The organism is Caulobacter sp. GW821-FHT10C03, from assembly GCF_059415485.1.
The window spans coordinates 312,663-336,131 of record NZ_JBWKNI010000001.1; the positions used below are offsets into that span (position 1 = coordinate 312,663).

The window sequence follows — 23,469 nt, forward strand, 5'->3', positions numbered from 1 at the left end:
CCCCCCCCCCCCCCCGAGACTGGGCTCTGAGCCTGAACTCGCCCCCTCCGTCACGCTGCGTATCCGCAGCGCGCCACCTCCCCCGTTCCACGGGGGAGGAGCAGGGAGCTGTCGCGGAGCGCCTGAGGGGGCCTGCGCCCCATGACCGCCTACGCCGAGCTCCAGACCACCACCAACTTCTCCTTCCTGCACGGGGCCTCCCGCGCCGAGGAGCTGATGCTGACCGCCGAGGCCCTGGGCCTGGCCGCCGTCGGGGTGGTCGACCGCAACAGCCTGGCGGGCGTCGTGCGCGCCTGGACGGCCGCGAAGAAACTGAAGGTCCGAGCTCTGGCCGGCTGCCGGCTGGACTTCGCCGATGGCACGCCCAGCCTGCTCTGCTACCCGTCCGACCGCGAGGCCTTCGCCCGGCTGACGCGGCTGCTGACGCTCGGCCAACGGCGGGCGGGGAAGGGCGAGTGCATCCTCTCCTGGACCGATTTCGCCGCCCATGCCGAGGGGCAACTGGTGCTGGTCGTGCCGCCGGAGAAGCTGGACGCCGCCTTCGAGGCCGACCTCCAGCGCATCGCCGCCGCGCTGAGAGGCCGTGTCTGGCTGGTCGCCAGCCGCGCCTACGCCGCCCAGGACCTCAAGCGCCTGGCCCGTCTGGACGCCCTGGGCGAAGCGGCCGGCGCGCCGATGGTGGCCACCAACGACGTGCTCTATCACGGCCCCGAGCGGCGGCCGCTGCAGGACGTCATCACCTGCGTGCGCGAGCACTGCACGATCCAGGAGGCCGGCTTCCGGCTGCAGGCCAACGCCGAGCGTCACATCAAGACCCCGGCCGAGATGGCGCGGCTTTTCGAGCGCTGGCCCAGGGCGATCGCCCGCACGGTCGAGATCGTCGCGCGCATCGGCTTCGACCTCGACGACCTCAAGGAAGAATACCCCGACGAACCGGTGCCGCCCGGCAAGACCTCCATGCAGCACCTGACCGACCTGACCTGGCAGGGCGCGGCCTGGCGCTATCCCGGCGGCGTGCCGCCGAAGGTCCAGGCCCAGCTGACCGAAGAGCTGCGGCTGATCGCCAAGATGGACTACCCCAACTACTTCATCACCGTGCACGACATCGTGCGCGAGGCGCGGTCGATGGGGATCCTGTGCCAGGGGCGCGGCTCGGCCGCCAATTCCTCGGTCTGCTACTGCCTGGGGGTGACGGCCATCGACCCCACCGAGCACCGCCTGCTGTTCACCCGCTTCATCTCCGAGAACCGCGGCGAGCCGCCCGACATCGACGTCGACTTCGAGCACGAGCGGCGCGAGGAGGTGATGCAGTACGTCTACAAGCGCTATGGCCGGGAATATGCGGCCATCTGCGGCACGGTGATCCACTACCGCCCGCGCAGCGCCATCCGCGACGTCGGCAAGGCCCTGGGCCTGACCGAGGACGTCACCTCGCTGCTGGCGGGCACGGTCTGGGGCAGCTGGGGCGACGGCTTGCCCGAGGAACACCTGACCAACGCGGGCCTCGATCCCAAGGCCCCGGAGATCGCCCGCGCCGTGGCCCTGGCCACCGAGCTGATGGGCTTTCCCCGCCACCTGTCGCAGCACGTCGGCGGCTTCGTCCTGACCAAGCGGCGGCTCGACGAGACCGTTCCGATCGGCAACGCCGCCATGAAGGACCGCACCTTCATCGAGTGGGACAAGGACGACATCGACAGCCTCGGCCTGATGAAGGTCGATGTGCTGGCCCTGGGCATGCTGACGGCGATCCAGCGGGCCTTCGGCATGCTGCGGGCCGATCACGGCGAGCCGATCGTCGACCTGGCCGACGTGCCCAAGGAGGTGGCCGGCGTCTACGACATGCTCTGCGTGGCCGACAGCATCGGCGTCTTCCAGGTCGAGAGCCGGGCGCAGATGTCGATGCTGCCGCGCCTGAAGCCGCGCCGGTTCTACGACCTGGTCATCGAGGTGGCGATCGTCCGGCCTGGGCCGATCCAGGGCGACATGGTCCATCCCTATCTAAAGCGGCGAAACAAGATCGAGGAGGTGGATTGGCCCAAGCCCTCGCCTGAACACGGCCCGGAAAACGAGCTGGAGGAGATCCTCGGCAACACCTACGGCGTGCCGCTGTTCCAGGAGCAGGCCATGAGCCTGGCCATCGAGGCGGCCAAGTTCACGCCCGACGAGGCCGACGGCCTGCGCAAGGCCATGGCCACCTTCCGCAACCTCGGCACGCCGGCCGAATATCGCGAGAAGTTCGTCGAGGGCATGGTGCGGCGTGGCTATCAGCGCGATTTCGCCGAGCGCTGCTTCAAGCAGATCGAGGGCTTCGGCCACTACGGCTTTCCGGAAAGCCACGCGGCCAGCTTCGCCAAGCTGGTCTACGTCTCGGCCTGGATCAAATGGGCCTGGCCGGATGTGTTCTGCGCCGCCCTGATCAACTCCCAGCCGATGGGCTTCTACCAGCCGTCGCAACTGGTGCGCGACGCGCGCGAGCATGGGGTCGAGGTTCGGCCGCCGGACGTGATGCGCAGCGACTGGGACTGTACATTAGAACCGCGCCCTTCCCCCTTGATGGGGGAAGGTGGCCCGCGAAGCGGGTCGGATGGGGGTGAACGCGAAGCGTTTCTGGCGCGGCCGGCGCCGCAGTCACCCCCATCCCCGACCCTTCCCCCATCAAGGGGGAAGGGAGATCCGCGGAAAGTGTCCTGCGAGAAAACCCGCCCCCGCTGGAAGGCGCTGCGTCTGGGCCTGCGCCAGATCAAGGGCCTGAAGGAGATCGACGCCAAGGCCCTGATGAAGGCCCGCGACGAGGGCGCCCGCACGCCGGCGGAGTTCGCGCAGGGCGGCGTGCCGCAGCGGGCGCTGGAGCTGCTGGCCGAGGCCGACGCCTTCGCCTCCACGGGGCTCGCGCGCCGTGACGCCCTGTGGGCGGTCAAGGGGCTGAAGGGCGAGCACAAGGCGCCGGTCCAGGCCCCGCTTCTGGCCGGCCTGCCGCTGTTCGAGGACCAGGTGTCGCTGCCGGCCATGGGCAAGCCGCAGGAGGTGGCCGAGGACTACCGCACCACCAGCCTGTCCCTGAAGGCCCACCCATGCGGCTTCTACCGGCCGATGCTGACGAAGCTGGGCGCGGTCACCGCCGACCAGCTGCCGAAATTCCGCAACGGCCAGAAGGTGTCGGTCGGCGGTCTCGTCCTGATCCGCCAGCGGCCAGGCACGGCCAAGGGCGTGGTGTTCGTGACCCTGGAGGACGAGACCGGCGTCGCCAACGCCGTCGTCTGGAAGGACCGCTTCGAGGCCGACCGCAACGTGGTGATGACCGCCTCGTTCCTGGTCGTGCACGGCCGGGTGCAGGCGGCCGAGGGCGTCATCCACATCGTCGCCGAAGGCTTCACCGACCTCTCGGCCGAACTCTCGACCCTGCGCGACGAACCCGGCGCGCCGGCTCCTCGCGTAAGGCAGAAGGTGTCGGGCCGGCTGCTGCGGAGCCGGGATTTTCATTGAGGACGGGGAAACGGCAGACCTGCTCTCCTCCTCCGTAAAATCCCCGCGAAAGCGGGGACCCAGGCTTTTTCTGAAACGCGAGGCGCTCGACGATAAAACACCTGGGCCCCCGCTTTCGCGGGGGTTTTACGGATTGGAGGTCTGCCTCGCCTACTCGCACCGCAAGGGGAGAAGGATCAAACCTTCGCCGTCTCCACCGTCGTCGCCCGCAGGCGCTCGACCAGCGCGAACAGCTGCGTCCGCACGCCGAACTCGTCGCCGGCCAGAGCCGAGGCTTCCAGGCTCGCCAGCACGGCGTCCTCGATGCGCGGCGGCGGGACGAGCGGCGTCGCCTCGATCACGCCGTCGGTTTTCGGCGCGGCGGTCTCGTTGACGTCGACCAGGGCCTCGGTGAGCTTCTCGCCGGGGCGCAGACCGGTGATGCGGATCTCGATGTCCTTGTCGGGAACCAGGCCCTGCAGCTCGATCATCCGGCGGGCCAAGTCGATGATCTTCACCGGCTCGCCCATCTCCAGGGTCAGCACCCCGGCCGGCGGCGCGCTCTCGGCGGCCGATTGGGCGACGGCCCGCAGCACCAGCGACACCGCCTCGGGGATGGTCATGAAATAGCGTTCGACCTCGGCGTCGGTCAGGGTCACCGGGCCGCCGCGGGCGATCTGGTGGCGGAACACCGGCACCACCGACCCGGCCGAGCCCAGCACGTTGCCGAACCGCACGACGCCGACCCGCATCTTGCCGCCGCCGCCGAACTGGCGGGCCAGCGCCTCGGCCGCGCGCTTGGTGGCGCCCATGACGCTGGCCGGGGCCACGGCCTTGTCGGTCGAGATCAGGGCGAAGTGGGACGCGCCGGCGGCCTTGGCCGCGACCGCGACGTTGCGGGTGCCCAGCACATTGGTGCGCACGCCCTCGCACGGATGGCTCTCGACCATCGGCACGTGCTTGAGGGCGGCGGCGTGGAAGACGATGTCGGGCTGCTCGGACGCCATCAGCCGCGAGACGCGATCGGCGTCGCGCACGTCGCACAGGGCTTCGCGGCGCGGCAACTGCGGCCAGGCCTCGGCCAGTTCGCGGTCGATCAGGAAGAGGTTGGCCTCCGAGGCGTCGACCAGGGTCAGGTGGGCCGCCCCGCTGGCGGCGATCTGCCGGCACAGCTCCGAGCCGATGCTGCCGCCGGCGCCGGTTACCAGCACCCGCCGGCCGCTGACCAGGGCCTGCACCGGCGCGGGATCGAGCCGCACCGGCGGACGGCTGAGCAGTTCTTCTAGGCTGATCTCGCGCAGGGCGCCGTTGGTGGGGCCGTCGCCCATCTCGACCACGCCCTGGCGGCGCAGCAGGCGCACGCCCTGGCTCTTCAGCTGGCCCAGGCGTTCGGCGCCGAAGGCGCCCAGCGGGGCTTCGGCCAGGAACAGCACCGCGGCCGGCGACAGGCCGCCGTCGCGCAGCTGGCGCATCACCCGGTCGAACTGGCCGATCGCGCCCAGCACGCAGACCCCGCGGATCTCGTCACCGGTCTCGCGGGCCTCGGGGGTCAGCACCCCGACCACGGCGTAGCGCTGGGCCAGGCCGTCGGGGGCGCGCAGGAAGGCTTCGGCCTCGGCCGCCTGGCCGACGATCAGCAGGCGGGGCAGGCCGGGCGAGGCCGGCGCGGGGCGCAGGCGCAGCAGGGCGTCGGCCAGCACGCCGTCGTGCAGGGCGCGGCGTCCGACGCGCAGGGCGGCCAGCAGGCCGATCTGCACGACCAGGGCCGCCAGAATGGTGCGGCCGCCGCCGTCGAGCTTGGGCAGGAGGATGTGCGCCAGCAGCGAGAAGGTCAGGGCCGTCAGCGCCGACGAGCGGGCGATCCGCAGGTGGTCGGCGGCGGCCACGAAGCGCCAGGGCGAGCGCTCCAGCTGGAACAGCAGCTCCACCAGCAGGGCCGACAGGGCGTAGAGGCCGGCGTGGACCAGCAAGCCGGGCCGGTCGGTGTCGAGGCCCGCGGCCAGGACCTGTCCGATCAGCAGGGCCAGGAAGGCCAGTAACACGTGCGCTGCGATCTTGCCGGCGCGACCCATCGATGCCCGAACTCCCTACGCGTCGGAACTGTTCAACCTGTGCGGCTTAGCACGCTCATCGCGCCTCGTCGCCGATTCAGGGTCGATTCAGGCGCGGGCGAGCGGCAGGACGGTCACCAGGTCGCCGGCGGCGGCCGGCGGGGACCCGGCCGGGCGCCTCACCAAGGCGTCGGCCCGGGCGAAGACGCCCACCAGCGACGAGTCCTGGTCGGGAAAGGGCGTGACCACCAGCCGGCCCTCGGTGTCGACGGCGCGGGCGGCCCGCATCCAGTGCTCGCGCGGGCCGTTGGCGGGCAGCGGCGCGGCCAGGCGGGCGGGCGTGAAGAGCAGGGCGGCGTCGGCGCCGGCCAGAGCCGCCAGCAGCGGACGCAGGAACAGTTCGGCGCAGACCAGGGCCGAGGCCGGATTGCCCGGCAGTCCCAGCACCCGGCGGCCGTCCGCGAGAAAGCCGAACCAGGTCGGCTTGCCCGGCCGCACGGCGATGGTCTGCACCCGCAGGTCCAGGCCCAGCTGCGTCATCGCCGGCTTGACCAGGTCGTAGTCGCCCACCGAGGCGCCGCCGATGGTCACCACCAGGTCGACGGCCGCGCCGCGCACGGCGTCGGCGATCGCCTCGACGGAATCGGCGGCGGGGGCCAGCTTCACCGCCTCGCCGCCCCAGGCCGTGATCAGCGCCGCCAGGCTGAACGAGCCGGACTCGAAGATCTGGTCGGGGGCGGGCGCGCCGCCCGGCGGAACCAGTTCGTCGCCGGTGGCCAGGATCGCCACCTTCGGCCGACGGGCGACCTCCAGCCGGTCGCGCCCGGCGGCGGCGGCCAGCGACAGCCGCCAGGGATCGATCCGCGCCCCAGCCTCCAGCAGGTGGTCGCCGTACCGGAAGTCGCCGCCGGCCGGGCGGATGTTGGACTTGGGATCATCTCCGGCCGCGAAGCGCACGATGTCGCCCTCTCGGGCCGCTTCTTCCTGGATGACGACGAGGTCGGCCCGGGCCGGCACAGGCGCGCCGGTGAAGATCCGCACCGCCTGGCCGGCTTCCAGGGCAGCAGCATAGGCCCGGCCGGCGGCGCTCTCGCCGACGATCGCGAAGGCGTCGACGACGCCGTAGTCGGACCGGCGGATCGCCCAGCCGTCCATGGCCGAGGCGTCGAAAGGCGGCTGATGGCGGTCGGCGACGATCCGCGCCGCCAGCACCCGGCCGATCGCATCGGGCAGGGCGACGGTCTCGACGCCCAGGCGCGCGGCGCCGTCCAGCATGCGGCTCCGGGCTTCCTCGACGGTCAGGTTCTTCAGGGCTTGGCTCACGGATCGTCGGTCTCTGTCTGCAGCGCCGCATGGCTGTCGCACGGCGCCCGCCGGGTCAATCGAAACCTGGGGTGGCGACGCCGGGCTTGTAGCGGTTGGGCGGAATGCCCAGCAGGCGCTTGAACATGGTCGAGAAGGCCGCCGGGCTGTCATAGCCGAGGTCGAGCGCGATGGTCGTCACCGGCTCTCCGGCCGCCAGACGCGGCAGGGCGGCCAGCAGCAGGGCCTGCTGTCGCCACGCGCCGAAGCTCATGCCCGTCTCGCGGCGAAAGGCGCGGGTGAAGGCTCGGCGGCCGAGACCCAGTTCGCCGCACCAGTCGTCGATGGTCTCGTGCGGCGTCGGGCGTTCGAGGAAGGCGTGGCAGCGACGGGCCAGGGCCGGGGCGGCGGGGAAGGGCACGGCCAGCGGGATCACCGGCGCCCGCGCCAGCTCGGCCAGCAGCAGGTCCATGACCATCCCGTCACGGCCGGCCTCGTCATAGTCCACGGCGATGTCGCAGGCGGCGATCAGCAGATGGCGCAGCAGCGGCGCGACGCCGATCACCCGTCCGCGATCGCCCAGCACCGCCGAGGCCCGATCATTCAGCAGCACGCTGCGGGTGCTGACCGCCCCGACCATCCGCACCGAATGCGGCGTGCCCGCCGGCGTCCAGACCGCGCGCTCCGGCGGCGCGATCCAGGCGCCGTGCGGGGTGCTGACCACGGCGACGCCGGCGGCGGCGTAGAGCAGCTGGCCGCGCCCGTGCTGGTGCCAGTCCAGCTCGAAGGAGGGCGGGTATTCGTTGCCGGTGGCGACCACCGGCCGCAGCGCGTGGTCGTAGTCGGCGGGATGGATCCAGGGCTTGGCCATCTGTCCCACTCGCGAAAGTGAAAGTCCCGCTGCGGAATGCGGGACGCCTTCACAGGTCCTATCGCGGTCGAACCTTCACGGGAAGAGCTTCAATGACCGATACAGCGATCCGATCCGCCATCGCAGAACCAGCCGCCAACAAGGCCCAGACCACCGTGTTCGGCGTGATCCTGGCGGTGAGCGGCTGCCACCTGCTCAACGACATGATGCAGTCGCTGCTGCCGGCCATCTATCCCAACCTCAAGACCGACCTGCACCTCAGCTTTGGCGAGATCGGCCTCGTCACCCTGGCCTACCAGATCACCGCCTCGATCCTGCAGCCGCTGGTCGGGCTCTATGCCGACCGCCGACACAATCCGATGGTGCTGCCGGCCGGGACCCTGTTCTCGCTGGCGGGGCTGGTGGTGCTGTCGATCGCCCACGTCTACGGGCTGGTGCTGCTGGGCGCGTGCCTGCTGGGCGTCGGCTCGTCGGTGTTCCACCCGGAATCCTCGCGGGTGGCGCGGATGGCGGCGGGCGAGCGGCCGGGCCTGGCCCAGTCGCTGTTCCAGGTCGGCGGCAACGCCGGCCAGGCCCTGGGTCCGCTGGCCGCGGCCCTGGTCGTGGTGCGCTGGGGCCAGTCCAGCCTGGGCGTCTTCGCCCTGCTGGCGCTGCTGTCGGGAGCGGTGCTGTGGAACGTGGCCGTCTGGGCCCGGCATCACGGCCTGGCGCGCCTTGCCGCAAGCAGCGGCCGCAAGGTCTCGATCGACCTGCCCAAGGGCGCGGCCGCCAAGGGCATCGCCATCCTGCTGGCGCTGATCTTCTCGAAGTACGTCTACATGGCCAGCCTGACCAGCTACTTCACCTTCTACCTGATGGAGCGCTTCCACCTGTCGGTCGGGAACGCCCAGATGCACCTCTTCGCTTTCCTGGCGGCGGTGGCCGTGGGCACGATCGCCGGCGGCCCGGTGGGCGACCGCTTCGGCCGCAAGGCGGTGATCTGGATCTCGATCCTGGGCGTGCTGCCCTTCACCCTGGTCCTGCCCTACGCCAGCCTGTTCTGGACCGGACCGCTGGTGGTGATCATCGGCCTGCTGCTGGCCTCGGCCTTCCCGGCCATCGTCGTCCTGGCCCAGGAACTCGCCCCCGGCCGCATCGGCATGATCTCGGGCCTGTTCTTCGGCTTCTCGTTCGGCATGGGCGGCCTGGGGGCTGCGGTGCTGGGCGAGGTGGCCGACTGGAAGGGCGTCGAGACGGTCTACAAGCTCTGCGCCGTCCTGCCGGTGCTGGGCCTGCTGGCCGCCTTCCTGCCCAATCCGAGGAAGACCTGAGCGCTTGGCGAATTGCGCCGCCGCCGGCGCCCGCATAGCTTGCCGCACGACGTTACGCGATCTGGGGGGAAGCGATGACGAAGACGCGACGCGAAGCGATGCTCCTGGTCGCATCGGCGGCGGTCTGCGCCAGCGGCGCCAAGGCCGGGCCGGCCAAGGATGATCTGGCGCAGCGCTTGCGGGTCATCGCCGCCAGGAGCGTGATGGACGGCCGGACCGCCGGCTTCGGCCTGGGCGTGCGGCGGTTCGGAAGTCCGCCGGCCGTCTTCGGTCTCGGCGTCGCGGACATCGAAGCGGCGACGCCGGTCGTCCCCGACACCGTCTTCCGCATCGCCTCCTGCACCAAGCAGTTCACCGCAGCGGCCGTCGTGCTGCTGAGCGAGCGCGGCGCCCTGGCGCTGGATGAGCCGGTGGATCGGTTCTTCCCCGGGTTTCCGGCCTCGCCCGGCGGGCGCGTGCCGACCGTCGAGCAGCTGCTGACCCACACGGCGGGGATCCACGACTACGTCCTGGGCGGCCTGCCGGCCGACGCGGGAAGCGACTGGCGGCATGATCCCGAACGCTGGCGGCTGATGGCCCGGCTGGCGCCGCTCTACGACTTCGAGCCGGGCGCGCTGTGGGGCTATTCCAACAGCAACTACGTGCTGCTCGGCGCGATCATCGAGCGCGTGTCGGGGCGGAGCTACGGCGACTTCCTGGCCAAGAACGTCCTGGCCCGCGCCGGTCTGACCGCGACCGCCCTCGACGCCTATGCCGACGCCGTGCCGCGTCGCGCGATCGGCTACAGCCTGGACGGCGGCGCGCCCAAGGCTTTCCGCAAGGTCGCTGACGGCGGTCTGCCCGTCGCCGAGGGCGGGTTGCGCTCGACGGTTGGCGACATGCTGGCCTGGAACCAGGCCCTGTTCGGCGGCAAGGTCGTCTCGCCAGCGGGCGTCAAGCGCATGACCCAGGCCGCACGGACTACGGACGGCGTGCCCGTCGGCTCGGCCCACTTCACCCCCAAGGGCATGAACCCCGGCAAGCCGCCGGCCTTCGTGCAGCAGGCTGACTACGGCTATGGCCTGGAAGTCGCCCGCATCTTCGACACGCCGGTGATCTGGCACAGCGGCGGCCTGCCGGGCTTCAACAGCATCGTCCTGCACTTCCCCGAGAAGCAGGTGGACGTGGTGCTGCTGACCAATACCGACAACGGCGCGGTCGGCGCCTTCGAGCCGACCCTGCGGGCGGCGACCGGGACGGCCTAGCCAAAAGAAAAAGGCCAACCTCGCGGCTGGCCTTTTCATTCTTTCGAGGGTCTCGCCGGATCAGCCGACGAAGGCGCGCTCGATGACGAAGTCGCCGGGCTCGGCGTTGGAGCCCTCGACCAGGCCGTGGGCCTCCAGCAGGGCGGCGGTGTCCTTGATCATGGCCATCGAGCCGCACAGCATGGCGCGGTCGTGCTCGGGATCGAACTTGCCGCCTTCCAGGCCCAGATCGCTGAACAGCTTGCCGCTCTCGATCAGGTCGGTGAACCGGCCCTGGCGCTCGAACGGCTCGCGGGTGACGGTCGGGTAGTAGACGAGCTGGGCCTTGGCCTCGTCGCCGACCAGCGGATCGTCGTGGATCTCGCTGGTGAAGAGGTCGCGATAGGCCAGTTCCTGCACTTCGCGCACGCCGTGGGCGACGATCACCTTCTCGAAGCGGCTGTAGGCGTCCGGATCGCGGGCGACCGACAGCCAGGGCGCCAGGCCCGTACCGGTGCCGAACAGGAACAGGCGCTTGCCCGGCTTCACCGCGTCCAGCACCAGGGTGCCGGTCGGCTTCTTGCCGAGCAGGACCTGGTCGCCGGCCTTGATCTGCTGCAGGCGCGAGGTCAGCGGGCCGTCCGGAACCTTGATCGAGAAGAACTCCAGCTCCTCGGCGAACGAGGGCGAGCCGATCGAATAGGCGCGCAGGATCGGCTTCTTCTCGCCCAGCTCCTCGCGGGGGGGCAGGCCGATCATCACGAACTCGCCCGAACGGAAGCGGAAGCTGGCCGGACGGGTGATGGCGAAGCTGAAGAGCCGGTCGGTCCAGTGCTTGACCCAGAGAACGGTCTCGAGGTTGTGCGGGGACTCCTTGGCGGGAGCAGGGGCGGCGGTAGCGGTCTCGGCCGTCATGGTCTGTGGTTTCGATCCTGTTCGCGCCCGTCTGAATAACAGCAGCGCGCATAAGAAAAGTCGGGTGTCGCTCCGGCCCTGAAGGCGACCTGCGTCTCATGTGAGAAGTTGAGAGCGGATGTCAACTTTTGCTGTCTGAAGGGGCTTTGAGAAAAAATTCTACGAACCGTTCAAAATAGCGCTGTTCGCTTTTTCAGACTGTGTCAAAAATGTGATTGCCGGTCGCCGAAACGGGGCGCAGAGTTCCTTTTGCTTCGTTCGCGGAGCCAACGATACGGAGGAACGTATGCGGGTGAGGTTCGTTATGGCCGCCGCGGCGGCCAGTCTGTTAGCGTTAGGCGTAGCGGGTTGTGAAGGCGGCGCCCAAACCAAGGCCGCCAAGGCTCAGCAAGTCACTCTGGAAGGCAAGTCGGTGACGGCGAGCGGCTGCGTGCGGCCGGTCGAAAACACCAAGTGCCTCGTCGTGCGCGGCCCCAACGGCGGCTATTACGACGTCTCCAGCGCCAGTCCGGCGCCAGACCCCGGAAAGGGGGTCGGCGTTTCGCTGCGCGGACGTGACCAAGGCAAGAACACCGAATGCGGTCGTGAGCTGACCGACGTCAAATGGTCCTACCTGAACGTCCAATGCGCCGCGGCCGCGCCGAGCGCCGCGAGCGAGACGGAGGCCAAGAAGGCCGGCTGACGAAAGCCGACCCACGGGTTCGGCTCCGGCGAGGTTGCGCTTCAGCCTTCGCCGGAGCCTGGATCCGTGCGCGTCTTCGGCGTGGTCACACTGTCCTCGGCGCCCACGGGTTCCGTGGCCGGACGAGGCGGCTTGCCGTCGCCACCGGGATTCGGCCGCTGATTCTCATGCTCGACTTCATGGTTGGAGGGGCGTTCGCCGGCGATTTCGGCCATCGCGGATCCTTTCTCAGGCGCGTCATTGGCGCGTCAAAGGGGTGTCCGGGCCAAGAAACCTGTGAAAAGGCGCCGTCAGACCCGGGACTTCCGCAATAACGCGCGGTTGACGCGACCTGATCCGCTTGCCCGGCGCAAACGACCCTGCTACACGACGCCGCTCTGGCGCTGGGAAGCGTCGGCGGCGCCGCTCGCGGCCCTCCGGCCGAACCGTCGCCTAGGCTGCGGTCCGGTACTTCAAGGACCGGAGTTTCTGCAGGAGTGTAGCTCAGCTGGTAGAGCATCGGTCTCCAAAACCGAGGGCCGGGGGTTCGAGTCCCTCCACTCCTGCCACTATATGTCATCGGCCGGCCCGGCGTTCGGTCCGGCCTGTCAGATACGCGAGCCTCTGAAACCATGGCCAGGAAACCGGGATCCAGCCCGTCAGCGATCAAGAACCGCGCCGCCCGTACGGCTGCGGCGCTGGCCCCTGCCGGTCAGGCTCCGTCCGCCGCCGCCGCGGCGGCGCCCAAGAAGCCCTTCAACCCGGTGCAGTTCTTCCGTGAAGTGCGCGCCGAGGCCCGCAAGATCACCTGGACGACCCGCAAGGAGACCTGGATCACCTCGGTGATGGTCTTCATCATGGTGATCGTCGCCTCGCTGTTCTTCCTCCTGGTCGACTGGCTCCTCGGGGCCGGCGCCAATCTGCTGCTGAAGTTCGCGGCCGGATAAGTCATAAGAAGACCATGAGCACCGAAACCGCCTCGAACCCGAACCACAAGTGGTACATCGTCCACGCCTACTCGAACTTCGAGAAGAAGGTGGCCGAGAGCATCCGTGAGCAAGCCAAGGCCCAGGGCCTGGAAGACAGCTTCTCCGAGATCCTGGTGCCCACCGAGGACGTCGTCGAGATCCGCCGTGGCCGCAAGGTCAACGCCGAGCGCAAGTTCTTCCCGGGCTACGTCCTGGTGAAGATGAACCTCTCGGACGAAGCCTATCACCTGATCAAGAACACCCCGAAGGTCACGGGCTTCCTGGGCAGCGGCTCCAAGCCGACGCCGGTCTCCGAAAAGGAAGTCCAGCGCATCGTCGGCGCCATCGAAGAGGGCGTCGAGAAGCCGAAGACCGTCGTGCTGTACGAAGTCGGCGAGAACGTCCGCGTCATCGACGGCCCGTTCGCCAGCTTCAACGGCTCGGTCGAGCAGGTCGACGAAGAGAAGGCCCGCCTGCGGGTCACCGTCTCGATCTTCGGCCGCGCCACCCCGGTCGAGCTGGAATACAGCCAGGTCGAAAAGATCGCCTGATCCCTTTCGGATCAGCGCCAATACGAAGAACCCCACGTCGGCCGACGCGGGGTTTTTTGTTGTCCGGGGAGGGCGTTCGACCGGAAACGGACGCGCCGAAGAGAGCGCGACACGCCGTCCGGAGGCCAAGAGGCGCGCGACCCTGTACCTCTTCTATGGAACCACCTTGCCAACGCCGCGGGCCCGCGGATCCGCCGCCGGAACCGGCGCGCCGTCGATGACCTGGATGGCCTCGATGTCGCCGACGAACCCTGTCTCGATCTTGTAGCCCCGCGCCTCCAGGGCCTTTGTCAGCTCGGCGGGAAAGGGTTCGTAGGGTTCGGAGAAGATCACGTTCTCGGGCAGAAGCTGATGGTGGAAGCGCAGTTGCTTCTGCGCCTCGCCAAGCGGCAGCCCGTAGTCGTAGACGTTGGCCAGCACCTGGAACACCGAGGTGAAGATCCTCGAGCCCCCCGGCGTGCCGATCACCATGGCCACCTTGCCGTCGCGCGTCAGGATGGTCGGGGTCATCGACGACAGCGGCCGCTTGCCGGGCGCAACGGCGTTGGCGTCGCCGCCCACCACGCCGAACATGTTGGGCGCGCCTGGCTTGGCCGAGAAGTCGTCCATCTCGTCGTTGAGCAGGAAGCCCGCACCCTCGACCACGACGCCCGAGCCGAACCAGCCGTTCAGCGTATAGGTGTTGGAGACGGCGTTGCCCCAGCGGTCCACGATCGAGAAGTGGGTGGTCTGGGGCTTTTCCAGCCCCGGCTTGACCAAGGGCGTGGGCGAGGGCTTGGCCGGATCGATCTCCCGCGCGCGGCGGGCGACATAGGCGGGGTCGATCAGGTTCGAGACCGGAACCTTCCAGAAGTCCGGGTCGCCCAGATATTCGGCCCGGTCGGCGAACACCCGCTTTTCCATCTCGGCGACCAGGTGGACGTACTGCGGGCTGTTCAGCGCCACGCCCGCGAACAGCGGGGCGGCGTCCTGCTTCATCATCAGCAGTTGCAGCAGGGCGATGCCGCCGGAGCTGGGCGGCGGGGCGGTGATCACGCGAAAGCCGCGCCAGTCGGCCTGGATCGGCTCGCGCCAGACGGCCTTGTAGGCGGCCAGGTCGGCCTTGGTGATCAGCCCCTTCTCCGGGCCCCGCGCCATCTGGGCGACCAGCAGGTCGGCGGTCTTGCCCGTGTAGAACTCGGCGTCTCCGCCTTTGGCGATGCGCTCCAGGGTGGCGGCCAACTCGGGCTGGCGGAATGTCGCGCCGGCCTTCAGACCGCCGAACCGGGCGTGGAAATTGGTGACGCCGACGAACGATCCTTCAGCGTCCTCGAGATTGCCGATCAGCTGCGGCGTGACCAGGAAGCCCTCGTGGGCGTAGCGGATCGCCGGGGCCAGCACCTGCGCCCACGACAGCCGGCCAAACCGCTTGTGGGCCATGGCCATGCCGCGCACCGTGCCGGGTGTTCCGACCGCCAGGTTTCCGAACTGGCTGCGGGCGGCCACCGCCTCGCCCTCGGCGTTCAGGTACATGCCGGCGGCGGCCCCGGCCGGGGCGGTCTCGCGGTAGTCGAGGAAGTAGGGCTTGCCGTCGACATAGAGAGTCATGAACCCGCCGCCGCCCAGGTTGCCGGCCTCCGGATAGGTCACCGCCAGGGCGAAGGCCGTGGCCACGGCCGCATCGACCGCGTTGCCGCCCTTGCGCAGGATTTCCTCGGCGGCCAGGGCTCCGTAGCTGTCGGGCGAAGCGACGGCTCCGGCGGTCAGAGCCCGAGCCGCGACGGGCCGGGGCTTGGCCGCGGCGAGGCTTGGCGGCGCCGCGAGGGCGAGGACCGTCGCCAAGACGAGCCCGATCCTGGTGAGCAGATGCACGATCGGTTTCCCCCTGTGATCCCGCCAGGAGGCTAGAGCATTCGCCAGGCTTGTCACCAGCACGCGATGCGTGGACCCCGGCGTCGCCTCCCAAAGAAAAAGGGCGGATCCCCGAAGAGATCCGCCCCCAAGTTCAGCCTAGATCAGGCCGTTCTTAGAACTTCGCCTTGAAGCCCACGTAGAAGCGGCGGCCGAGCACGTCGTAGGTCGACGGGTCGGTGTTGGCCTGGACGTAGGAGGAGAAGTACGGCGGCTGCTTGTCGGTGAGGTTGGTGACCCCGCCGCGCAGCGAGTAGGTGTCGTTGATAGCCCAGCTGCCGTTCAGGTCGAAGTAGTCGACGGCGCCGATCTTCTCGTCCGGATAGTAGGCGTCGACCATGTCGCCGATATGCCGCCAGCGCGCGCCGACCGAGAACGGGCCGAAGGCGTAGTCCACCGAGGTGGCGTACTTCCATTCGGGGTGCGAGACGGCGGTGCCGCTGATCTGGGTGTTGCCGATCGTGCCCTTCAGCTCTTCGAACGCTTCGCCCGGCAGGCTCTGGATCTTGAAGCTCTCGAGGTAGTTGCCCACCACGTTGATCTTGATCGAGCCCAGGCTGTCGTCGAGGCCCACCGCGCCGAGGCCGAAGCCCCAGTCGAGCTGGAAGTCGACGCCCGAGGTCTTGTACTCGGCCAGGTTCAGGTTGGTCAGGGTGACGTTGGTGATTTCACCCGTGGTGCTCGAGCGGGTGAACAGGTTGCAGTAGTAGCTGGCGCTGCTGCCGCCCGTGTAGCATTTCTCCAGCGCCGTCGAGACGTCGATGGTGCCGATCGCGTTCTTCACGTCGATCGAATAGTAGTCGACCGAGACCGAGAACTTCTCGAACAGCGGGTTCTCGAAGCGCGGGGTCCAGACGAAGCCGAAGTTGTAGGTGTCGGCGGTTTCCTCGGTCAGGTCGGGGTTGCCGCCGCTGGTGCCTTCGACCTGGCTGCTGCTGTAGCTGTAGCTGTCGATGATCGACGACGGCACGCCTTGCGCCAGGCAGGTGCTACGCACGGTGGCGGCGGTGGCGCTGTTGGTGCGGTAGCTGCTGTCGGCCGAGCAGGGGTCTTCGCTCAGCGAGTAGAAGCCCTGGTTCTGCGGCGAGTACAGCTCGCCCAGGCTCGGGGCCCGGACGGCGCGGTTGTAGCCGCCGCGCAGGCGGAAGCCGTCGACGATTTCCCAGTCGCCGTCGATCTTGTAGGCGTCGACGCCGCCGACCGTGGCGTAGTTCGAGTAGCGGTAGCCGAGGTCGAGGTTCATCGACTTGATGAACGGCAGGTCCTTCAGGACCGGCACGAGCAGTTCGCCATAGACTTCCGAGACGTGGGTCGAAGCGTCGACCGCGCCGGCGGCGTTGAAGCCGACGACGTCGCCACTGAGCAGCAGGGCGTCAGGCGAGTACTTGTAGCTGTCCCACTTGTAGTCCGCGCCGAAGGCGCCGCGCAGTTCGCCGGCCGGCAGGTCGAAGAGGCCGCCGCTGAAGTTGGCTTCGACGATCGCCTGCTGGGCCGTCGTGGTGTTGTGGGTCGTGCGCGAGATGTACGACTTGCACTCGGACGAGATCTCGTTGTTGCCGAACGGGTCGTAGCCGCCCTCGCAGAGGCTGGCGCCGCCGTCCGAGGCGTCGAGCAGTTCCTCGACCGCCGAGCGGCTGACGTTGCCCGACTGCTTTTCCTTCTGCTTGGACTGACCAAACGAGGTGTAGACGTCGTAGCTCCAGTCCTTGATCCCGGTCTGGCCACGGGCGCCGCCAGCCGCCTGGACGACGTCGAAGGTGGTGGTCGAGATGCGCGGACCGACGTCGGTGAAGCGCTTGTTCAGGGTGAAGTCGGCGTCCGGATCGGCGCGGCTGGCCAGCAGGGTGGCCAGGTCGTCGGTGATGAACGGGTTGGTCACCGGCACGGTGAAGCCGGTGCCCGGGGACGGGGCCAGCTGGGTGCGCGAGCGGTAGTGGCTGTAGTTGACCGAGCCGTAGAGCTCGATGTTGTCGGTCAGCTCGAAGGTGCCGGCCGTGTAGAACGAGTAGCGGCTCATCGGCAGCTGCAGCAGGTTCAGCGCGCCGGTGTTGTAGTAGTTGCTCGAGGTCAGGGTCGAGCTGTCGAGCGCGGTCGAGCCGGTGTAGTTGACGCCGTTGGTGAACAGCGTGCCGTCGTTGTTGAAGCCGTAGCGCGAGCTCGCGCTGCTGACCGTGCCGGTCGAGACGCCGTACTGGGCGAACACCGAGTCGACGGCGCTTTGCGACGGCGCGTTGGTGGCGTCGACGACGTAGCTGCCGTAGGGCGTGGTGCTCGACAGGCCGCTGACCTTCGAGAAGTCGCGGGCCGAGTTGAACACGGCGCCGCGCTTGGTGTAGCCGAACGAGGCGGTGACGTGGCCGCGGCCGTCGGCGAACTTGGTGCCGCCGGTGACGCTCAGCGTGCCTTCCTTGCCGTCGCCGCGCTGGGTCAGGCCGTACTGGCCGTCGACCATCAGGCCTTCGAACTTGTTGTTGAGCTTGAAGTTGACGACGCCGGCCATGGCGTCCGAGCCGTAGGTCGCCGAGGCGCCGCCCGAGATCACTTCGATGTTCTGGATCAGGGCCGCGGGGACGATGTTGACGTCGACCGTGCCGTCCGAGTTCGACGGAACGACGCGGTGGCCGTCGATCAGCACCATGGTGCGGGCGGTGCCGAGGCCGCGCAGGTCGATGTTGGCCTGGCCGCCGTTCGACGGGTTGTTCGAGGTCGACGACACCGACGGCACGAACTGGGGCATCTGGTTGAGCAGGGTGTCGACCGTGACCGAACCGGTCTTCTCGATCTGCTCCTGGCCCATGGTCATGATCGGGCTGTTGGAGACGTAGTCGCGGCGCGCGATGCGCGAACCGGTGACGACGACTTCCTCGACGGCGGCCGGCTCGTCGTTCGTCTGGGCCTGCGCCAGGATCGGCGCTGCGGTCACGGCGATGACGAGCGCCGACGCGCTCAGAAGATAGGTGTTTCTAGCCATTCATAGTCCCCAGTATTCGCCAAATCGCTTGTCGCGATGACGGCGTTCTGCGAAACAAGGTTCGCGATACGGAAGACGAATGGCGTCGTTTCTTTTCTGAATTTCGGCGGAAATTCATGGAATGGGGCGAATATGTTGCCCGATATCGTTGTGCTGGGAACGGGCGTGCTCACATTGCGCCGTTATTGGCATGGATTGATGAATATGTGACGATGTAGTGTCGTTCTTGTTTATCGGCGGGTCGCTCCGGTTGAATTGCGGCCCCGGCGTGGCCGAAACCGGCGTGGCATGGCGGCAACAGGGCGGGGAAGATCGTATACGGGGCCGCCGCGCTGGACTCCGTTCGACGCGCCTGCTAAATGCGCCGCCTCGCTCCAGGACCCCGTCCCGGGGCGTGTTCGTCGTTATTCGCTCGAATATGACGAGCCAAATCCGTGGAAGGGCCGCCAAGCCCGCACCACGGCTCACCAGCGAGGGCTCCGGCCCTCATGAGAGGATAGTATGGCTAAGAAGATCCTGGGCTACATCAAGCTCCAGGTGAAGGCTGGCTCGGCCACGCCTTCGCCCCCCATCGGCCCGGCTCTGGGTCAGCGCGGCGTCAACATCATGGGCTTCTGTAAGGAGTTCAACGCGCGCACCGAGAACGTCGAAAAGGGCACCCCCCTGCCGACCGTCATCACGGTCTACCAGGACAAGTCGTTCACCTTCGTCACCAAGACGCCCCCGGCGACCCACTACCTGAAGCAGATCACCGGCCTGAAGTCCGGCGCGAAGCTGACCGGTCGTGAGACCGTCGGCGAAGTGACGCGCACCCAACTGCGCGAAATCGCCGAAAAGAAGATGAAGGATCTGAACGCCAACGATCTCGAGGCTGCCGCCAAGATCATCGAAGGCTCCGCCAAGGCCATGGGCCTGAAGATCGTGGAGGCCTAATCCAATGGCTAAGCAACCCAAGCGCATCAAGGCCTGGACCGGCGACCGTGACGCCACCCTGGCCGTCGCCGACGCCATCGCCCTGGTCAAGGCCAACGCCAAGGCCAAGTTCGACGAGACCATCGAAATCTCGGTGAACCTCGGCGTCGATCCGCGTCACGCCGACCAGCAGGTCCGTGGCGTCGTTCAGCTGCCGTCGGGCACCGGCCGTGACGTCCGCGTCGCCGTCTTCGCCAAGGACGCCAAGGCCGCCGAAGCCACCGCGGCCGGCGCCGAAGTGGTTGGCGCCGAAGACCTGGTCGAAAAGATCCAGAACGGCTTCATGGACTTCGATCGCGTCATCGCCACCCCGGACATGATGGCCCTGGTCGGTCGTCTCGGTAAGGTGCTGGGCCCGCGCGGCCTGATGCCGAACCCGAAGGTCGGCACCGTGACCCCGAACGTCGGCCAAGCCGTGAAGGACGCCAAGGGCGGCGCCGTCGAGTTCCGCGTCGAAAAGGCCGGTATCGTTCACGCCGGCATCGGCAAGGCCTCGTTCACCGACGAAGCCCTGCTGGTCAACGTCAAGGCTCTGATCGACGCCCTGAACAAGGCCAAGCCGTCGGGCGCCAAGGGCGTCTTCGTCAAGAAGGTCGGCCTGTCCTCGACGATGGGTCCGGGCGTGAAGGTCGACATCGCCTCGATCACCGCCTAACCGCCGATCGAAGCCTTTGACTTCGGAGACGGGCGCTGGAGCGATCCAGCGCCCGTCTTGCGTTTGGGGCCTCGTTTCGTTGGGGTTCGTTGTGAGGCCGGCTAGCCGATGTTATCCTCAGGCTAGATGGAGGTGATCCATGGCCTTTCATATCCGCGACCCCGAAACCGACGCCCTGGTCCGCCAGCTGGCCGAGAAGGCGCACGTGGGCATCACCGAGGCCGTGAAGCTGGCCGCCACCGAGGCCCTGGCCGCGCGTGAGAAGGCGCAGGCGGAAAAGCTGGCGAAGGTCGAAGCCATCCTGGCGGAGATCGACAGCTGGCCGCGCACTGGCCTTAAGGCCGACAAGGAATTCTTCGACATGATCAACGGCGATTGATGTTCGTCGATGCGTCCGCCTGGACGGCCATTCTCCTGAACGAGCCAGAGCGCGAGATCCTGAAGGCCAAGTTGGTCCAAGCAGAGACTATTTTGACGTCCGCGATCTCGACATGGGAGGCCGTGCGCGCAGTGGCGCGGGAAACGAAGCGGCCCATCGCCGACGCCGTCGATATCGTCTCCGGGCTTCAATCGAGTTTCGAGGCGCGAATTGTGCTCATTGGTGAGGCCGAGCAAGCAGTCGCGCTCGAAGCCCACGCCCGTTTCGGCAAGGGCGTCCATCCCGCCAAGCTGAACATGGGCGACTGCTTCGCCTATGCCTGCGCCAAGGTTCATGGCGTGCCGCTGCTCTACAAGGGCGGCGACTTTTCCCTGACCGACATCGAGGCCGCGTGACGTCTGACGCTTCTAGGATCATCGACGTCGCCGTGGTCGGCGGCGGGTCCGCCGGGCTGATCGCCGCCCAGCGCCTGGCGCAGGCCGGCCGCTCGGTTGTGGTGTTCGAGAAGATGCCGACCTTCGGGCGCAAGTTCCTGATGGCCGGCCGCGGCGGGCTGAACCTCACCCATTCCGAAGACTTCGAGCGCTTCGCCGGCCGCTATGGCGCGCGCGAGGCGGTGCTGCGGCCGATGCTCGAGGCCTTCACGCCCGCCGACTTGGTCGCCTGGGCCAAGGACCTCGGCCAGGAGACCTTCGTCGGCGCCAGCGGGCGTGTGTTCCCCAAGGCGATGAAGGCCTCGCCGCTGCTGCGCGCCTGGCTGGCGCGCCTGGAGAGCCTGGGCGTCTCCTTGCGAACCCGGTCGGCCTGGGCGGGCTGGAGCGGGGACGGCGCCCTGCTGATCGACGGTCTGGACGGTCGCGAAGCCTGGCGGCCGCGCGCCACGATCCTGGCCTTGGGCGGCGCCAGCTGGCCCAAGCTCGGCTCAGACGCGGCATGGACGAAGACGTTGGAAGGGCAGGGGGCTCAGGTCGCGCCCTTCGCCCCGGCCAACTGCGGGTTCGAGGTTTCTTGGAGCGAGATCTTCCGCGACCGCTTCGCCGGCGAGCCGCTGAAGAACGTCCGCCTGACCTGCGACGGCCGCCAAGCGCGGGGCGACGCCATGGTCGCGGGCTACGGGATCGAGGGCGGAGCGGTCTACGCCCTGGGCTCGGCCCCGCGCGAGGCCATTGCCCGCGACAGCGCGGCGGTGCTGACCATCGACTTGCGTCCCGACCTGCCGGCCGAGACCCTGGAGCGGCGCCTCTCCGGCGCGCGCGGCGGCCAATCCCTGGCCAACCACCTGCGCAAGGCCCTGAAGCTGTCGCCGGTCGAGGTGAACCTGCTGCGCGAGGCCCATGGCCTGGATTTGCCGTCCGAGCCCGCGGTCCTGGCGGCGGCGATCAAGGCCGCGCCGATCCGCTTGACGGCCGCCCGGCCGCTGGACCGGGCGATCTCGGCCGCCGGCGGCGTGACCTTCGACAGCCTCGATGGCCTGGCGCTGCGGTCGCGGCCGGACGTCTTCCTGGCCGGCGAGATGCTGGACTGGGAAGCCCCCACCGGCGGCTACCTGCTGCAGGCCTGTTTCGCCTCGGGCGTAGCAGCGGCCAAGCAGGCGCTGGCGCGATTGATCTAGGAGCAGCCATGCGCGTGAGAAGTTCCGGGGAAGTGGTTTCAATCGAGAACGGCGTCGTCCAGATCGCGTTCGACCTGAAGGGATCCAAGGCGGGCTATCTTCTGATCTCCCTGCCGGAAGCCGGCACCGAGACCGCCATCGATTTCTTCGGCGAGGACCACTACGTCGAGCTACAGGATCAGTTCTACGGCAGCTATGGTGGATTGAGCCGCTTGAGGCTGGATGGCGATCAGCGACTGGAAATCACTCTACGATACGAGACGCCCCAGGTCGGCTCGCGGCTTGTGATCGACACGGCCGCCCCGCTGTCGGGTCTCGCGCTGGATGGATTGAAGCGGCTGACGCGTTAGCGAAGTCGCTTCTCCCTGTTGATATCCGCCGACTCTTCGTCTATACGGCCCGCCTCTCCGCTGGACTCCGGTTCGGCGGCGAACCTGTTTGAGAACTGCGGGGCGCGGGGTCACCAGCGCCATAATCGAGGAAGAGCCCTTCCTCGCCGTCGGGAGACAGGGATAGAGACGCCAAGACCGCCTTCCTCGTGACGTCAGTCCGAGTCAGGTGCGCGGCCGACTTTCCTTGGAACAGGCTGATGCAACTCGCGCGCGGGAGCAATTCCGCATGGGACGAGCATCTGGCTGCCGGAATGGTCCGGCCGCCTGCAACTGAGTAGGAGACCGCAATGGACCGCGCTCAAAAGCAGGAATCGATCGAGTCGCTGAAAAGCGTCTTCGCCGATGCCGGCGCTGTCGTCGTGACCCACTATACGGGTCTGACCGTTGCGGAAATGACCGACCTTCGTCTTCGCCTCCGCAAGGAAGGCGCCGCGATCAAGGTTGTGAAGAACACCCTGGCTCTGAAGGCTCTCGACGGCAAGCTCGGTGAAAAGGGCGACACGCTCTTCACCGGTCCGGTCGCCATCGCCTTCGGCCCGGACGCCGTCTCGGCCGCGAAGATCGCGGTGCAGTTCGCCAAAGAAAACGACAAGCTCAAGATTGTCGGTGGCGTTCTGGACCAGACCAACGTGCTCGACGAAGCCGGCGTGCGTGCTCTGGCGACCCTGCCGTCGCTGGACGAACTGCGTGGCAAGCTCATCGGCCTCATCCAGGCTCCGGCGACCAAGATCGCTGGCGTCCTGCAGGCCCCGGCTGCCCAGCTGGCTCGCGTTTTCAACGCCTACGCGACCAAAGACGCCGCGTAACGGTCATCCCCGCAAATCTATCCCAATCTCTCTAAGGAACTGACACATGTCGAAGCTCGAAAAGCTGGTCGAAGAACTGTCCACCCTGTCGGTGCTGGAAGCCGCTGAACTCTCGAAGCTGCTGGAAGAAAAGTGGGGCGTCTCGGCCGCCGCTCCGGTCGCCGTCGCCGCCGCTGGTGGTCCGGCTGCTCCGGTTGAAGCCGCTGAAGAGCAAACCGAATTCACCGTCGTCCTGCTGGACGGTGGCGACAAGAAGATCAACGTCATCAAGGAAGTCCGCGGCGTCCGTCCGGACCTCGGCCTGAAGGAAGCCAAGGACCTGGTCGAAGGCGTTCCGCAGAACGTCGTCGAAAACGTTTCGAAGCAGCAGGCCGACGAAGTCGCCAAGAAGCTGACCGAAGCCGGCGCCAAGGTCCAAGTGAAGTAATCCGGTTCCGCGTCGCCTGACGCGGATCTGGTCTTCATGACCTTACGAGAC

Annotated in this window: 21 protein-coding genes and 1 tRNA gene; 15 read left to right on the forward strand and 7 right to left on the reverse strand. The window is 68.1% G+C overall.

The genetic code is table 11. The features are described from left to right. Positions 1-132: 132 nt before the first annotated feature. On the forward strand, positions 133-3,483 hold the full coding sequence (locus AC07NG_RS01445; RefSeq protein ID WP_494591834.1) for an error-prone DNA polymerase: 3,351 nt from the start codon (positions 133-135) through the stop codon (positions 3,481-3,483). Positions 3,484-3,659: 176 nt separating this feature from the next. On the opposite strand, the gene AC07NG_RS01450 is transcribed toward AC07NG_RS01445, so the two are convergent. The 3 genes from AC07NG_RS01450 to AC07NG_RS01460 form a co-directional block, all read right to left on the reverse strand. Then, positions 3,660-5,534, reverse strand: a complete 1,875-nt coding sequence (locus AC07NG_RS01450) for a polysaccharide biosynthesis protein (RefSeq protein WP_494591701.1) — start codon at positions 5,532-5,534, stop codon at positions 3,660-3,662. 87 nt (positions 5,535-5,621) lie between these two features. Next, positions 5,622-6,836: a molybdopterin molybdotransferase MoeA gene (locus tag AC07NG_RS01455; RefSeq protein WP_494591703.1), complete on the reverse strand. Its 1,215-nt coding sequence runs from the start codon at positions 6,834-6,836 to the stop codon at positions 5,622-5,624. A gap of 55 nt (positions 6,837-6,891) precedes the next feature. After that, positions 6,892-7,686, reverse strand: coding sequence for an AraC family transcriptional regulator (locus AC07NG_RS01460; RefSeq protein WP_492857403.1), 795 nt, complete (start codon positions 7,684-7,686; stop codon positions 6,892-6,894). Positions 7,687-7,778: 92 nt separating this feature from the next. Here AC07NG_RS01460 and AC07NG_RS01465 point away from each other — a divergent pair, with 92 nt between their 5' ends. Next, on the forward strand, positions 7,779-8,996 hold the full coding sequence (locus AC07NG_RS01465) for an MFS transporter (protein ID WP_494591706.1): 1,218 nt from the start codon (positions 7,779-7,781) through the stop codon (positions 8,994-8,996). Between the two features lie 98 nt (positions 8,997-9,094). After that, positions 9,095-10,240, forward strand: coding sequence for a serine hydrolase domain-containing protein (locus tag AC07NG_RS01470; RefSeq protein WP_494591708.1), 1,146 nt, complete (start codon positions 9,095-9,097; stop codon positions 10,238-10,240). 60 nt (positions 10,241-10,300) lie between these two features. On the opposite strand, the gene AC07NG_RS01475 is transcribed toward AC07NG_RS01470, so the two are convergent. After that, on the reverse strand, positions 10,301-11,134 hold the full coding sequence (locus tag AC07NG_RS01475; RefSeq protein WP_492857400.1) for a ferredoxin--NADP reductase: 834 nt from the start codon (positions 11,132-11,134) through the stop codon (positions 10,301-10,303). Positions 11,135-11,438: 304 nt separating this feature from the next. Here AC07NG_RS01475 and AC07NG_RS01480 point away from each other — a divergent pair, with 304 nt between their 5' ends. After that, positions 11,439-11,816, forward strand: a complete 378-nt coding sequence (locus tag AC07NG_RS01480) for a hypothetical protein (RefSeq protein ID WP_487292092.1) — start codon at positions 11,439-11,441, stop codon at positions 11,814-11,816. 41 nt (positions 11,817-11,857) lie between these two features. Here AC07NG_RS01480 and AC07NG_RS01485 read toward each other — a convergent pair whose 3' ends face one another. Further along, complete coding sequence (locus tag AC07NG_RS01485) at positions 11,858-12,031, reverse strand: hypothetical protein (RefSeq protein WP_492857399.1); 174 nt, start codon at positions 12,029-12,031, stop codon at positions 11,858-11,860. A 257-nt stretch (positions 12,032-12,288) separates the two neighbouring features. On the opposite strand from AC07NG_RS01485, the gene AC07NG_RS01490 reads away from it, so the two are divergent. The 3 genes from AC07NG_RS01490 to nusG all read left to right on the forward strand — a co-directional run bounded on the left by AC07NG_RS01490 (position 12,289) and on the right by nusG (position 13,314). Next, positions 12,289-12,364, forward strand: a tRNA-Trp gene (locus AC07NG_RS01490). 63 nt (positions 12,365-12,427) lie between these two features. After that, positions 12,428-12,742, forward strand: a complete 315-nt coding sequence (gene secE, locus AC07NG_RS01495) for a preprotein translocase subunit SecE (RefSeq protein WP_110117862.1) — start codon at positions 12,428-12,430, stop codon at positions 12,740-12,742. A 14-nt stretch (positions 12,743-12,756) separates the two neighbouring features. Continuing rightward, complete coding sequence (nusG, locus tag AC07NG_RS01500; RefSeq protein ID WP_110117861.1) at positions 12,757-13,314, forward strand: transcription termination/antitermination protein NusG; 558 nt, start codon at positions 12,757-12,759, stop codon at positions 13,312-13,314. A 153-nt stretch (positions 13,315-13,467) separates the two neighbouring features. Here the strand turns inward: nusG and ggt are convergent, their stop codons facing one another. Further along, positions 13,468-15,135, reverse strand: coding sequence for a gamma-glutamyltransferase (gene ggt / locus AC07NG_RS01505; RefSeq protein ID WP_494591712.1), 1,668 nt, complete (start codon positions 15,133-15,135; stop codon positions 13,468-13,470). Between the two features lie 184 nt (positions 15,136-15,319). Then, entirely contained in the window at positions 15,320-18,175 is a 2,856-nt protein-coding gene (locus AC07NG_RS01510; protein WP_492857397.1) for a TonB-dependent receptor domain-containing protein, read from the reverse strand. Positions 18,176-18,676: 501 nt separating this feature from the next. Here AC07NG_RS01510 and rplK point away from each other — a divergent pair. From rplK to rplL, 8 genes are all read left to right on the forward strand, one after another. After that, a complete protein-coding gene (gene rplK / locus AC07NG_RS01515) occupies positions 18,677-19,108 on the forward strand; it encodes a 50S ribosomal protein L11 (protein ID WP_007661528.1) in 432 nt (143 codons plus the stop codon). Positions 19,109-19,112: 4 nt separating this feature from the next. Further along, positions 19,113-19,802 carry a 50S ribosomal protein L1 gene (gene rplA / locus AC07NG_RS01520; protein ID WP_110117857.1) on the forward strand — a complete coding sequence of 230 codons (690 nt, stop codon included), beginning with the start codon at positions 19,113-19,115 and terminating at the stop codon, positions 19,800-19,802. A gap of 139 nt (positions 19,803-19,941) precedes the next feature. Continuing rightward, a complete protein-coding gene (locus tag AC07NG_RS01525; protein ID WP_494591716.1) occupies positions 19,942-20,181 on the forward strand; it encodes a type II toxin-antitoxin system VapB family antitoxin in 240 nt (79 codons plus the stop codon). Next, positions 20,181-20,576 (forward strand): type II toxin-antitoxin system VapC family toxin, encoded by a 396-nt coding sequence (locus tag AC07NG_RS01530; RefSeq protein WP_494591836.1) that lies wholly within the window; start codon positions 20,181-20,183, stop codon positions 20,574-20,576. The genes AC07NG_RS01525 and AC07NG_RS01530 overlap by 1 nt, the downstream gene beginning before the upstream one ends. After that, the gene (locus tag AC07NG_RS01535; RefSeq protein WP_494591717.1) at positions 20,573-21,793 is read left to right on the forward strand and encodes a TIGR03862 family flavoprotein; all 1,221 of its coding nucleotides are present in this window, start codon (positions 20,573-20,575) and stop codon (positions 21,791-21,793) included. The genes AC07NG_RS01530 and AC07NG_RS01535 overlap by 4 nt, the downstream gene beginning before the upstream one ends. A gap of 8 nt (positions 21,794-21,801) precedes the next feature. Beyond that, on the forward strand, positions 21,802-22,143 hold the full coding sequence (locus tag AC07NG_RS01540; RefSeq protein WP_494591719.1) for a hypothetical protein: 342 nt from the start codon (positions 21,802-21,804) through the stop codon (positions 22,141-22,143). A gap of 329 nt (positions 22,144-22,472) precedes the next feature. Next, positions 22,473-22,991 (forward strand): 50S ribosomal protein L10, encoded by a 519-nt coding sequence (rplJ, locus tag AC07NG_RS01545; protein ID WP_110117853.1) that lies wholly within the window; start codon positions 22,473-22,475, stop codon positions 22,989-22,991. Between the two features lie 46 nt (positions 22,992-23,037). Beyond that, positions 23,038-23,418 (forward strand): 50S ribosomal protein L7/L12, encoded by a 381-nt coding sequence (rplL, locus tag AC07NG_RS01550; RefSeq protein WP_487292085.1) that lies wholly within the window; start codon positions 23,038-23,040, stop codon positions 23,416-23,418. Positions 23,419-23,469: the final 51 nt, after the last annotated feature.